The following is a 12,796-nucleotide window of genomic DNA, read 5'->3' on the forward strand; positions in this document are numbered from 1 at the left end:
CAAACCCTGAAAAGGAAAACCAGTGCTTACAGCTCTCGACCTTGGCCTGATCTACGGCCTCATGGCACTCGGCGTGTACCTGACATTCCGAGTACTCGATATCGCTGACCTCACCGTCGACTCATCCTTTACAACGGGCGCAGCGGTTGCAGCAATCATGATCACCGCCGGCCAGAACCCGTGGCTTGCCTCGATCGCCGGCTTCTTTGCCGGTTGTATTGCGGGCTCAATTACCGGTTTCCTTCACGTCAAAGCAGGCATCCACCCCCTGCTTGCCGGAATTTTGACGCAGATCGGCCTGTACTCGATCAATCTGCGTATTCTCGGCAAAGCAAATGTTCCGCTTCTTCGTGGTGTAGAAACTGTCCTCACTCCCCTGCGCGAGGCGGGCCTGAACGGCTCGTGGGCATCCGTCGTTATCTTCGCCGTCTTGATCGGCGTCGTCACCACCGCCTTCAACTGGTTCTTGTCCACCCAGATCGGTCTTGGCATGCGCTCGACCGGTGACAACGAAGGTATGGCTCGCGCCCAGGGTGTTCCCACAGGAACGATGAAGATTATCGGCCTTGCCCTTTCAAATGGCCTCGTTGCCGCCTCTGGCGCTCTTGTCGCTCAGTACCAGGGCTACGCCGACATTTCGATGGGCATCGGTTTGATTGTTGCCGGCCTGGCATCGGTCATTATCGGTACCGCACTGATCGGGTCGCGTGGCATGTGGATGACCTCGCTGTTCGTCGTGATCGGCTCGATCGTCTACCGCGTCATCATCCAGCTTGCCCTCGGCATCGAGTTCCTTGAAGCGAATGACATGAAGCTGATCAGCGCAATCATCGTGTTCCTCGCCCTGATGATTCCTCGCGTCGGTTTCTTCTCGAAGATCCGCGAGCGCCGTCGCGCCCACACACTGGTTCCCGAGCCTGACATTACGCACACGCCTGAAGAGCGCGACAACGAAAAGGTGGTGCTCTGATGCTTGATATCGAAGCCGTCACTAAGACATTCTTCCGCGGTACCGTCAACGAGCGCGTGGCGCTTCGCGATATTTCACTCCACCTTGACGAGGGTGACTTCGTCACGATCATCGGCTCAAACGGCGCCGGCAAGTCGACACTGCTGAATGTTATTTCTGGCCGTTACCAGGCTGACGTGGGACGCGTGACAATCGATGATACGGACATCACGAAGCTTCCGGATTATGCGGTTGCGCGCTACGTTTCGCGTGTCTTCCAGGATCCGATGGCTGGCACCGCGCCCCACCTTTCGATCGAAGAGAATCTTGCGCTCGCATGGTCACGAGGCAACCGCCGAACCCTGGGGCCTGCTCTGACAGCGAAGAAGCGCGCCATATTCCGAGACATTCTGGCACCTCTCGAACAGGGCCTCGAGAATCGTCTGACTGCCAAGGTTGGTCTGCTGTCCGGTGGCCAACGTCAGGCTCTGTCGCTGACGATGGCGACCTTCTCTAACCCGCGCGTCCTGCTTCTTGATGAACACACCGCCGCTCTTGACCCGAAGCGTGCTGCTCTGATTACCGAGCTGACCCGAGATGCTGTCGCGTCGAAGAATCTGACGACGCTGATGGTCACGCACAACATGGAGCAGGCACTCTCCATGGGCAACCGCCTGATCATGATGCACGAAGGTCGCATCATGTTCGAGTTGGCGGGTGAAGAAAAGAAGAATGCAACTGTCGATTCCCTTCTTGCGGAGTTCGATAAGCTGCGAGGCAAAGATGGAGAGGGACTCTCTGACCGCACTCTCTTGGCCTAGCACCCGGTGACGCACTGAAGCGTTACCAACAGTGTTGGGGGAGCACGTCAATGATGTACTCCCCCAACACTGCTTTTCACGGTTAAACCACTAGGCGACAACGGCAGACGGCAAGCGAAGACTCTTCATCCACGCCAAGGATGCGAGCGAGCGTGCCATCAGAGCGAACACATGACGATTCAGATGCTGGACTCATGCCCAGATTGTTTCGCTAGCTCACTATCTGTCCCGCTCGCCTGCTGTGGGTTCCCTGTGATCATTCACTGCACACATGGTCTAGGTCGTGACATTTCCTTGTGTCCGTAGTAAGTATTCAGTACCTTAGTGGCGTAAACGTTCTCACAATGAAACGAGTTCATACGATGACAACGCCGACTCCGCAGTTCAACGGCCAATCAGACCCGCAGTACACCAACCAAGAGCAAGCTTACGCCCAGCAGGGACAGCCTTACGGCCAGCCTACATTCGCACCCTCCGGCCCGGCGGGCTACCAGCAGAAGTCGAAGATTATCGCCGGTATCCTGGGCATCTTCCTTGGAGGTTTTGGCATCCACAACTTTTACCTTGGTCGCACCACCCGCGCTGTCATTCAGCTGGTTCTGACGATCTTCACCTTCGGTGTTGCTTCGCTGTGGGGCTTCATTGAAGGCATCCTCATTCTGGTGTCCGCTCCGGGTAGCGAGTGGCACCGCGACGGCAACGGCATTGAGCTCACCGACTAAGTTTCTTCGTCTGTGTCGGACTTGCAGTCCGAACACACCGCACCGCTCTGGGATGGCACTGTCAACCCAGGGCGGTTCGTCCTTCAAGGGCCCGACCCAGAGTCTTCGAGTCGGCGTATTCAAGGTCGCCACCCATTGGCAAGCCCATGGCAAGACGCGATGTTGAAACGCCGATGCTCTTCAACATTCTGACGATGAACGCAGCGGTTGCGTCGCCTTCGACATTCGGGTTGGTCGCGATAATGACCTCGGTAATCTGATCGTCTTCAAGACGCGACAACAGTTGACGGATGCGGAGTTGCTCGGGGCCGATGCCACGGATCGGGTCGATGACCCCGCCGAGCACGTGGTAGCGTCCGCGGAATACCCGTGACGCTTCGATCGCTTGGATGTCTTTCGGTTCTTCGACGACGCAGATCATTGTGGGGTCACGCCGGACGTCTCTGCAGATAGAACAGGTTTCTTCTTCTGTCAGGTTCGCGCACACCGAGCAGTGGTGAACCTTTTTCCGCACCGCCTGAATAGCATCGACGAGTCGAGCAACGTCATCTGGTTCCGCATCCAATATGTGCATGGCCATGCGTTGTGCAGACTTCGGTCCGATTCCGGGAAGCTGACCGAACTCATCAATCAAATCTTGAAGAGCACCTTCGTACATGGTCAACGTTCACTTCCGTTCGGGATTGTTTCAATGATCTTGCCACCGAGGACGTCGAGGACAACGGGGAGGCCAACCATGGTTGTGGTTTCAATATCTTCGTCATCCATTGAGGGCAGGTCTTCACCCATGTCGAGCGGAGCGGAATCCTGATCGTCATCGATAGGCCCATCATTATGGGCATCGCTACCAGCGCTGTTGTCACCGTTAGCCCAGGCATCACCTGCAGATTGAGCCGTATCATCTGAGTCTTCAAAGCTCACCGAGTTCGTCTGAGCAACGGGAGCATCCGCCCAGCCACCGGGCGTTGTCTGCTGATTATCGCTCGTATTTTGCGGGTCAAAATCGTCGTAGGTGAAGACGCTCATGGCACGGCGTACCGGCCCCCCGGTAGGCACCGGTTCTGCCTGAGCTAAAGACTCAGAATCTGCCTGCTCGTCGCCGTGGCTATCGGAGGGGCGATCATCGGATACTCCCGACGAATCCGAGTGAACCTTAAAACCCGGGCTGGAATCCGCAAGCGGCCAAGCGGGATCCGCATCCACGCACGTTGAAGCAGAGTCAGCCCCAGCTGACCAAGCGTCATCACGGCGAGGTTGCGGGCCGTTGTGCACCTGTTGTGATTCGCTCAGACCGTCCTGCGGTTCAGGTTCACACGCTTGGGCTGGCTCTTCAACGTCTTCGTGCGGAGTGCGAATAACTACTTCACCCCACGGGTCATCCGACGCTACCGGATCAGAGCCGACGTGTGGGGCTGAATCGGGGGCAACACGTGGCGCTGGATCACCCAGGGCCTGTGAACCGACGTCAGGAGCCTGGACAACGCGGTGCTCAAAAGGGGGCGGCTCCGAAACCCATCCAGCATCGGGCCGTCCATCTCGGTTCGCGTTGTTGTTGAGTGGGATGTTCGGTGTCTGACCTGAATAGGAGTGATCGGCGTGAGCCGGATCGGAATATGCATGGTGTGATGCAGGTGCCGAAGGTGCCGTTACTGCCGGCCCTCCCGATGCTTGTCCCACCTGTGCGCTGAGTTCATAGCGCAGACCAGTGACCTCGTAGATCGCGTCGGAGACGATCTGATGCCTGCCACCGCGTTCAAAGTTCGCCATGATTCCTTCGGAGGGGAACACCAGCACAAGGTTCGACCCATCGATCGCACCCAACTGCGCGTTCGTGTTGATCAGCGACCATGCGACGCGGCTCATCGAGGCCAGACGGTCAAGCACTTCATTCCATCGAGCTCGAACGATGTCCGCCTGCTTCCCGCCGTTCTGACGTGGTGTCTGGCGAGCTGGTGCTTCAGTTGACGAGGCCGCGTCCACCGAACGGGGCTCCGCCTTTGGCGCAGGCGCGGGCTCTTCAGGCTCAACAGCGGGAGCACTGTTCTGGGACTGGGCGACCGACGAGTCATCCCACGAGGATGAAGGGGTCACAGCCACATCGGGCCACGAGGACCCCTGCTGAGGCATTGAGGTAGGAGCATCGGGAACCGATTCCCCATCACGATGTGGAGACGAAGGAGCTTGGGCACGTGGTGTCAGATCCGCCGGCTGGTTCTGCCGGTTCGAATCAGGGCGCGAAGCGCGTTGGGCTGTCTGCGCCAACGCAGCGCGAGCCGCCTGGGGGCCAGAAGCTGAAGGGGCGGCACCAATCGGCTTATTTCCAGCATAATCAGCACCGTGATGTTCCCTTGGAGCACCCCCACCGGGCATGCCAACCGTGCCGGGAAGTGGCATATCTGCAACGGCCTGGCCAGAAGGTGTCGGCACAAGAATGCGCCCAATAAGAAGCTCAAGCTGGAGGCGCGGTGATGTTGCACCGGTCATGGAACGAAGTGCCTCATCGGTCAGATCAGCTGCGCGAGACAGCGGACGCGGACCCCAATTCACTGCCTGATGGCGCATACGATCGAGGCGCTCAGCAGGGATGGATGTCAGGACATCGCCTGCGCCGTCACCTGCGACCGCGATAATCAGCAGGTCACGCAGTGTTTGAAGGAAGTCTTCAACGAAGCGACGCGGATCATGACCAGAATCCACCATGCGTTCAATAACGCGGTAAGCCGCCGCACCGTCGCCACCAGCGAGGCCATCAACGATCTCGTCAAGAAGAGCAGAGTCCGTGTATCCCAGCAGCGAAACAGCGGTTTCATACGTGACAGCCGAGTCGATGGAGCCTGCCATCAACTGATCAAGAACGGAAAGAGTGTCACGCACTGAACCGCCACCGGCGCGCATGACCAGTGGCAGAACACCGGAGCCAATGTTGACGTGTTCTTCGTCCGCCAACTGCTGCAGGTAGGGTTCCAACACATCTGGCGGAACCAGACGGAACGGGTAGTGATGGGTACGAGAACGAATCGTTCCGATCACGCGCTCTGGTTCTGTCGTTGCGAAGACAAACTTCACGTGCTCTGGGGGTTCTTCCACCAGCTTCAGCAGCGCGTTAAAGCCCTGATTTGTGACCATGTGGGCTTCGTCAATGATGAAGATCTTGTAGCGATCACGCACGGGCGCGAAGGTGGCGCGCTCACGCAGGTCACGCGCATCATCAACGCCACCGTGGCTGGCTGCGTCGATTTCGACAACGTCGAGCGACCCCGAACCACCGGTGGCCAGTTCCACGCACGACGGGCAGGTTCCACACGGAGTATCAGTCGGTCCTTGCTCACAGTTCAGACAGCGGGCCAGAATACGCGCTGACGTGGTCTTTCCACACCCGCGCGGACCCGAGAACAGGTATGCGTGGGTCACTTTGTTTGCACGCAGAGCAGCACGAAGTGGCCCCGTCACATGGTCTTGACCGATGACGGAAGCGAATGTGTCTGGACGATAACGACGATACAGAGCTGTGGTCACAGTCCAACCCTACGTGTACCCATGTAGAAATGCGTTTGCATGGCAGAAAAATGGGAAGAACCACTCCCCCATATTCACCGTCATTATCGCCTCAATAGCAAGGAAAAGTCGGTGTTCAGATCCCGTTTATTCAACGAACGTGAGAATAATCAGATTTCGGTGCTCCCCCTTCGCTTTTCCGACTCGCCACTAGCCCATAAACGCAACCGCACGACGGAGACATCGAACGCTGGAAAGACGAAATTGACTCTGGATTCCCTCACAGCTCCCTCGAACCGAGGGTTCCACGGGCATGGGAATACACAACCCAAGCAATGACCCCTCGGACGATTCACGTTCCCGACGCACTATGGAAGCTTGCCGAGATTCGAGCCAAACAGCTCTGCTCCACGCCTTCAGAGTGTGTTCGCCAGTCCCTAGCTCGCCAACTCGTCGAATCCTGGCCGCGCGTGTCACAACAATCGGGCTCGCACCACGGTAGTGGCACGAGCCCGAAAGATTATGTAGTCAGTTTATGTAGTCAGGGGCTTCACCCCATCGCGAGTATCACGCCTGTGGCTGAACGTCAGCCCATTCGCCAAGCGAGACGCGGTGACCGGTGTAGAACGGACGATCCTCGCGCACGTGCAGGCGAGCCCGGGTGTAGCGCTGAGCGTGAAGCACGCCCTCCAGGCGATCGAGCGTGTCAGCCTCGAATGCGAGAATCCACTCGTAGTCGGACATACCGAATGCGGACAGGGTCGAACCCTTGACATCCGGGTACTGGCTGAAGCCATTCTTGCCGTGCTCGGCCATGATGGCGCTACGCTCTTCGGGCTCCATCAGGTACCAGTCGTAAGAGCGGACGAACGGGTAGACGGTGATCCAGTCGCGCGGTGCGACGCCTGCGAAGCATGCGGGCACGTGGCGGGTGTTGAATTCTGCGGGAGTGTGCTGGCCCATGACGGACCAGACGGGGATCAGGTAGGCACCCAGGGGCGACGCGAGCAGACCGCGGTAGGCCTTCTGCAACGCGAGCGGATCGTCGGCGAGCCACCACACCAGCAGGTCAGCGTCGGCGCGCAGACCAGCAAGGTCGTAGGTGCCACGCAGTTCCACGCCCTCGGGGGTGATGGCTGCCAGGGTTTCCTCAACCAGGACCTTGCGTTCTACTTCATCAGTCGGTAGCGGTGCACCGGTCGCGAAGACCGAGGTCAGGCCGTAGTGGAAGCCGTTGTTGATGGCGTCGATATCGACGTCGGTGGCGTCGCGCGGATCCTTGTGCGAGTAGGTCTTTCCGGTTTGGCTCATTGGTTCTCCTTTGATGTGAGCTTTGTGTGAAGCTATTTGCTTGTTTGTTTCAGTTGGCGCGAATGTTCAGCGGGCAGTTTTCTCCGATTGACGAGGCCGCCCATCGCGCTTATTCGCGTGACTTTTCTGGGCGGGTTCGGCCGGGTGGTGTGCGTCGCGCGGGTGAGTGTGCGTGGGTAGTTCGCCGTTCTTCGCGGCGGTTGGCCCTGCAACGACTGTCTTTCCCGTGTCGAGACCTTCGATCATGCGACAGCAGTGGCTTGCGCATTCGTCCGGCCACGCGCCCAGCGGAAGGGTCGAGGGTTGTTCTGGGTTTTCTCCGCGAGCGCGGGCTGCGCGTTCAAGGATGAGGTCGGCAAGGGATGCGATGAATGCGGGGTGTGTGTCGACGGTGCGCGCGCGGTCGTAGTCGAGTTCCAGGTCGGTAGCGGTTTGCTTGGCTTCGGTGTCGAGGTCAAAGACGACTTCCATGTGGTCGGAAATAAAGCCGATGGGTGCGCATGAGACGGCTTTGACGCCTTCGGCTTTGAGTTCTTCGAGCCGATCATTGATGTCGGGTTCCAGCCAAGATGCGTTCGGGTTGCCCGAACGCGAGCAGAAAGCCAAGTCGGTTTTCAGCGTTCCTACTTTGAGTCCAAGCTTTTCTTCGACTGCGGGGACGATCAGTTCCATGAGCGCGAGATGCTGACCCGCGTAGTCTGAGCCGGTCTTGTCGGAATTACCGGATCCGCCCTGCATCGGGGTGGGGATGGAGTGGGTGACGAAGACGAGGTGCAAATCGTCAATCACAGTTCCTCGATCGAGTAGTGTCTTCACTGATTCGCTGACAACGTCGATCTGGGCGGTAAGAAAGCCGGGGGAATCGTGGTACGAGCGAACCTTATCGACGATCACGTCCTTGCCACCATCGGGGAGCAGGGCGAGTGCGTCAGCGACATCTTCGCGGTACTGCCGGCATCCGGAGTAGGAGGCGTAGGCAGAGGTCTGCATCATCAGGATTCTGCGGGCACCACCCTGGACAAGTTCCGCGATCGTTTCCGACATGAAGGGGTGCCAGTTTCGGTTTCCGAGACCAATAGTGATGTCCGCGCCTCGTGAGTGCAGTTCCTCGCGCAGAGCTTCTAGCAAGGCCTCGTTGCAGGCGTTGATGGGACTGACTCCCCCGAAACGTCCGTAGTGACCAGAGACTTCCAGCAGGCGCTCGTCCGGGATCCCCTTGCCTTTCGTGGCGTTACGCATGAAAGGGAGTACGTCGTCGGGGCCGTTCGGGCCACCGTAGGAAACCACGAGAAGCGCATCGTAGGGTGCGGTCAGATCAGACATTTTCTGCTCCAATTCCAAGGACTCGTTCAAGCGCTTCGAGGTATTCATGCGCATTTCCGTCTGCTACTGCTGCCCTGGCAGTACGGCAGGGCGCGTTCACCAAACGCGCCGCCAAGTGGTGGAGGGCTCGAGCAGTGCGCGCGGCCTCGTCCTCATCACGGTGAGAAAGAGTGGCACATTCTTCTTCGACGATCGCGTCAACTGCGTTTCTGAGGTTCACAATCGCACGGTCAACATCCGCCCCATGGGCGACGTTGACGAAGGTTGTGACAGCGTCGGCGATGATGGCTTCGGCGATGTCGATGTCTTCACGTTGGACCGCGGGCAGACGATCAGAGACGTTGTCCAAGCCGATGCGAACCACCTGGTCTGCTTCGAAATCGTCGATTTCAATATCGGGAACCAACGCAAGATCGACAATGATCAGTGGGCTGTCGGCGCCTCGGGTGGATACGACCGCGCAGATCTGATCTGCGGTCAAGACCGGCTGACCACTGCCTCTGCACGAAACAATGAGGTCCGCGTGGGCAAGCTCGTCATCAATGGTGTCGGGGACAATTGGACGGGCACCGTGACCTTCACAAAACGCTTCGGCGCGCCCCGACGCTGAGTGGACTCCGATCTCGCGGACGCCATAGTCGCGCAGGGCACTGACAGTTGCACCCGCGTAGGACCCGGTTCCAAAGAGGATGGCGCGTTGGTCGCCGAGGTCGCCTCGTATTTCCTTCGCTAGGTCAAGGGCGACGTGAACAATGGAGCGTCCATGGCCAGCAAGACTTGTTTTCGCAGCTACTTTGCGTGACACCGCGGACGAGGATTGGAAGAGGCGCGAAAGAGCGGGAGTGATCGTCCCCCGTTGCGTGGCCACTTCAGCTGCGCGACGGACTTGACCGACAATTTCACGTTCGCCGATAACCATGGAGTCCAAGCCCGAGGCAACGCGAAACAGGTAGGCGACAGCGTCCCGACCAGAGCGCGATGTCACCGCATCGAGTCGTTCACTCAGCGCCACCGGGAATTCAGCGGAGTCGACAACAATATCGACGCGGTTACAGGTCGATATCGTGACCGCACCGTCGATCACTCCGACTTTGAGGAATTCATCGACAATCGACGGGGTGGTGCGACTAGCCTCGGCCACGGCATCAAGGCCCTGGTCGGAATGGCTGACGGATAAAATATGAATTCCCATTTCGTCGCAATCAAACCATAATTAAACCTATGATTCACAATTTATGTGAATCATTTTGGAAATTCATTTAACGACAATCTGACAGATAAAATAAATGACACTTTGACATAAAAACAAATTGTTGAATCTGCCCCCACCATGTAAGGAAAACCGTGACCCTTTCGGACAACGCGCCCTTGGCGACGAAGGCCACCACGTCACCCGTGGCCGAGTCTTCGTTCATGCAAGCAGTGTCAGGCCGTCGACCAGCCACGACCCCCGTCTGGTTTATGCGCCAGGCAGGACGTTCTTTGCCCGAGTACCGCGAGCTGCGCGCACGCTCGCAGGCATCAATGTTGGACGCGTGCCTGACTCCCGAATTGGCAAGTGAGGCGACACTACAGCCGGTTCGTCGCCACGGGGTTGACGCAGCGGTGTTCTATTCGGACATCATGGTTCCCCTGCGACTTGCGGGGGTGGATGTGGAGATAGTGGGGGGCGTTGGCCCTGTCATCGCGTCTCCGATTCGTTGCGCGGATGACGTTAATCGTCTGACAGAGCGCGGAGCGTCGCTTTCAATCGCGCCCGGAATTGAGCAGATCCGCCAAGCCGTACACATGACAGTTGCCCAGCTTGGGTCCACTCCCCTGATCGGTTTTGGTGGCGCACCTTTTACCCTCGCCTGCTACCTGGTTGCCGGCCGACCTTCTCGCGACCATTGCGAAGCTCGAGCGTTCATGTATTCGGATCCGGAGTCATGGGATCGGCTGATGACGTGGTGCGCAGATGTCACCGGAGCGTTTATCGCCGAGCAGGTATCGGCTGGCGCATCAGCCACTCAGCTGTTCGATTCGTGGGTTGGCGTGCTGGGCGAAGACGATTATCGGCGCCACGTGTCCCCCTATTCAGCGCGTGCGATCGAGGTTGCCGGTCGCGCCCTGAGTTCAACAACTGGAACGCGCGCCCCAATGATCCATTTCGGCACAGGCACACCGCAGTTGCTGACCGCGATGCATGATGCAGGTGGCGATATCATCGGCGTTGACCAGCGCATTTCTTTGGACTCAGCATCCGCGCTTTTTGACGATACTGTTCCCCTGCAGGGCAATCTGGATCCCGCCTACCTGACCGTTCCATTCGACATTCTTGAAGCAAAGGTGCGTCAGATTATTCGTCAGGGTAAGGCCGCACCGTCCCATATTTTCAACCTTGCTCACGGCGTTCCAAAGGACACAGATCCACGCGTTCTGACACGTCTGGTCGAGTTGGTGCATTCGCTATGAACGCCGGAAATCGCACGATCTCATCGACAAACGAATTGTCCCGCAATCACTGGGACACGATCGTGATCGGTGGCGGAATTGCTGGACTTGTTTCCGCCTGGGAATCCGTCAAAGCAGGCCAGACGACCCTGCTTGTTGAGTCGCGAGGCTATGTGGGCGGGCAGGTCGCGTCAATGATGGTGGGTGGTGCCCACGTCGACATCGGCGCGGAGAGTTTTGCTCTACGAGGCACCGCGATGACCTCCATGGCTGAAGAGCTGGGGCTGAAAGTCACAGCACCCAGTGGAGGGCGCTCGCATTATTTCCTGCCGCCCGTTCCTCATTCTCTCCACACCACATGGGGTCTTCACCGGTTCCCATCGGACTCGATGATGGGCATCCCTTCTGACCCAGCATCGGCAGAAGTCCGGGCAATTCTTGGGGATCAAGGGGCGATGCGCGCATGCGAAGACCTGACTTTACCTCCCCACGTCGGCGCCGAATGCGCCGACGTGGCCTCGTTTATTGAAGCCCGCATGGGGCGAGTCGTGCTTGATCGCTTGGTCCGCCCGCTGGTTGCTGGCATTCACTCGCAGGATCCTGAGAAGCTGGATGTCGACCGCGTACTACCCGGGATGCGCGCTGACCTACTCCATCACGGGAGCCTTGCGAAGGCTGTTGGCGCACGACTGGAAAAGTCGAGCGGGTCACGTGGCGACGTCAGCATCGAGGGTGGAATGCAGGTTCTGATCGACGCCCTTACAGCTGAGATTCTGGCAAAGGGTTCCGCGATTGCGACGCGTTGCGGCGCGGAAGCGATCTGTCGCGCATCTCTCAGCGCCAGCAACTCGAGCACCGTCCAATGGCAGGTGGATATTCGCGATACGACCCCGGCTGGAGCTCCTTCCGCAGAACCTCGTCGAACGTCGGTCGGACGTCTGCTCACAGCCAGTCGCGTCATTCTGGCGTGTTCGCACGCACCCGCTCTGCGTGTGCTCACCCCTTTGTTCCCGGAAGCCCAAGAATGCACGTTTGCGCCGGGCGCGCCGATTGTGCGGTCTTTCCTCACTGTTCGAGCAGAGGCGCTGGATAGCGCTCCGGTTGGTCCTGGATTGCTGGTTTCGCCCGATATTTCTAGCGTTGCCGAGTGCCCTGTAGGCGCGAAAGCACTTTCTCAGCTGGATGTGAAGTGGGCATGGATTGCCGACGAATTGCGCGAGGCTCACGGGGAGCACGTTCATCTTCTTCGCCTGTCTCACGGTCGACCAGGGGATGAAGATCGAACGCCATCACTGGGCGAGCTTCTGCATGACGCTAGCGTGCTGACCGGTACGGATCTTGGAGCCGAGAACGTGATCAATCACAGGGTGATTCACTGGAATGGCACTTTGGCGCAGGCGACACCCGACTTGGCTCGTCGAATCAGCGCCCTGCGTCAGAAGGCGGAATCATTACCCGGCTTGTTGATTTGTGGGGCGTGGGTATCAGGTTCCGGAATCGCCAGCGTGGTGGCAGATGCACGTCAGCGCGTACGGGGTGAGAGGCGCTCACTCCTTTTCGGCAGGTGAAAAGAATTCATTTAATCCTGAAATACGAATTACGTCATTACCTATTGCCGAATATCTGTCACATAAATTCCGACTCTCCAGATAGTTTTTAATTCACTCTGTCATAAAATAATTGAATCCGAAGAATTACGTGAAGAGAACCGACTTTTGTCACTATCAATTATCGAATTACCC

General features: G+C 58.2%; 10 protein-coding genes. 5 read left to right on the top strand and 5 right to left on the bottom strand.

Features of this window, described 5'->3' with window-relative positions; translation table 11 throughout:
* Window positions 1–22: 22 nt before the first annotated feature.
* The 3 genes from QP381_RS06755 to QP381_RS06765 all read left to right on the top strand — a co-directional run bounded on the left by QP381_RS06755 (window position 23) and on the right by QP381_RS06765 (window position 2,492).
* A complete protein-coding gene (locus QP381_RS06755) occupies window positions 23–970 on the top strand; it encodes an ABC transporter permease (RefSeq protein WP_006680395.1) in 948 nt (315 codons plus the stop codon).
* The gene (locus QP381_RS06760) at window positions 970–1,770 is read left to right on the top strand and encodes an ABC transporter ATP-binding protein (RefSeq protein ID WP_006680396.1); all 801 of its coding nucleotides are present in this window, start codon (window positions 970–972) and stop codon (window positions 1,768–1,770) included. Before QP381_RS06755 ends, QP381_RS06760 begins: the two co-directional genes overlap by 1 nt.
* 344 nt (window positions 1,771–2,114) lie before the next feature.
* A complete protein-coding gene (locus QP381_RS06765) occupies window positions 2,115–2,492 on the top strand; it encodes a TM2 domain-containing protein (protein ID WP_083856915.1) in 378 nt (125 codons plus the stop codon).
* A 61-nt stretch (window positions 2,493–2,553) separates the two neighbouring features.
* Here QP381_RS06765 and recR read toward each other — a convergent pair whose 3' ends face one another.
* From recR to QP381_RS06790, 5 genes are all read right to left on the bottom strand, one after another.
* Window positions 2,554–3,150: a recombination mediator RecR gene (gene recR / locus QP381_RS06770; RefSeq protein WP_006680398.1), complete on the bottom strand. Its 597-nt coding sequence runs from the start codon at window positions 3,148–3,150 to the stop codon at window positions 2,554–2,556.
* Between the two features lie 2 nt (window positions 3,151–3,152).
* Entirely contained in the window at window positions 3,153–6,008 is a 2,856-nt protein-coding gene (locus QP381_RS06775) for a DNA polymerase III subunit gamma and tau (protein WP_285068141.1), read from the bottom strand.
* A 546-nt stretch (window positions 6,009–6,554) separates the two neighbouring features.
* Window positions 6,555–7,298: a hydrogen peroxide-dependent heme synthase gene (gene hemQ, locus QP381_RS06780; protein WP_103632965.1), complete on the bottom strand. Its 744-nt coding sequence runs from the start codon at window positions 7,296–7,298 to the stop codon at window positions 6,555–6,557.
* Window positions 7,299–7,364: 66 nt separating this feature from the next.
* A complete protein-coding gene (locus QP381_RS06785) occupies window positions 7,365–8,669 on the bottom strand; it encodes a ferrochelatase (RefSeq protein WP_285068144.1) in 1,305 nt (434 codons plus the stop codon).
* Window positions 8,614–9,813 carry a glutamyl-tRNA reductase gene (locus QP381_RS06790; RefSeq protein ID WP_179370005.1) on the bottom strand — a complete coding sequence of 400 codons (1,200 nt, stop codon included), beginning with the start codon at window positions 9,811–9,813 and terminating at the stop codon, window positions 8,614–8,616. Before QP381_RS06790 ends, QP381_RS06785 begins: the two co-directional genes overlap by 56 nt.
* Before the next feature lie 152 nt (window positions 9,814–9,965).
* Here QP381_RS06790 and hemE point away from each other — a divergent pair, with 152 nt between their 5' ends.
* Window positions 9,966–11,075, top strand: a complete 1,110-nt coding sequence (hemE, locus tag QP381_RS06795) for a uroporphyrinogen decarboxylase (protein WP_285068146.1) — start codon at window positions 9,966–9,968, stop codon at window positions 11,073–11,075.
* Window positions 11,072–12,622, top strand: coding sequence for a protoporphyrinogen/coproporphyrinogen oxidase (locus QP381_RS06800; protein ID WP_285068148.1), 1,551 nt, complete (start codon window positions 11,072–11,074; stop codon window positions 12,620–12,622). Before hemE ends, QP381_RS06800 begins: the two co-directional genes overlap by 4 nt.
* Window positions 12,623–12,796 lie beyond the last annotated feature (174 nt).

The sequence above is a fragment of the Pauljensenia sp. UMB6358 genome, assembly GCF_030216865.1.
In the GTDB taxonomy this organism is placed as follows: domain Bacteria; phylum Actinomycetota; class Actinomycetes; order Actinomycetales; family Actinomycetaceae; genus Pauljensenia; species Pauljensenia turicensis_A.

Coding starts and splice junctions, on each gene's coding strand:
- QP381_RS06765 (WP_083856915.1), top strand. CDS start 2,115: ATGAAACGAGTTCATACGATGACAACGCCGACTCCGCAGTTCAACGGC.
- hemQ (WP_103632965.1), bottom strand. CDS start 7,298: ATGAGCCAAACCGGAAAGACCTACTCGCACAAGGATCCGCGCGACGCC.
- QP381_RS06760 (WP_006680396.1), top strand. CDS start 970: ATGCTTGATATCGAAGCCGTCACTAAGACATTCTTCCGCGGTACCGTC.
- QP381_RS06790 (WP_179370005.1), bottom strand. CDS start 9,813: ATGGGAATTCATATTTTATCCGTCAGCCATTCCGACCAGGGCCTTGAT.
- recR (WP_006680398.1), bottom strand. CDS start 3,150: ATGTACGAAGGTGCTCTTCAAGATTTGATTGATGAGTTCGGTCAGCTT.
- QP381_RS06785 (WP_285068144.1), bottom strand. CDS start 8,669: ATGAATACCTCGAAGCGCTTGAACGAGTCCTTGGAATTGGAGCAGAAA.
- QP381_RS06800 (WP_285068148.1), top strand. CDS start 11,072: ATGAACGCCGGAAATCGCACGATCTCATCGACAAACGAATTGTCCCGC.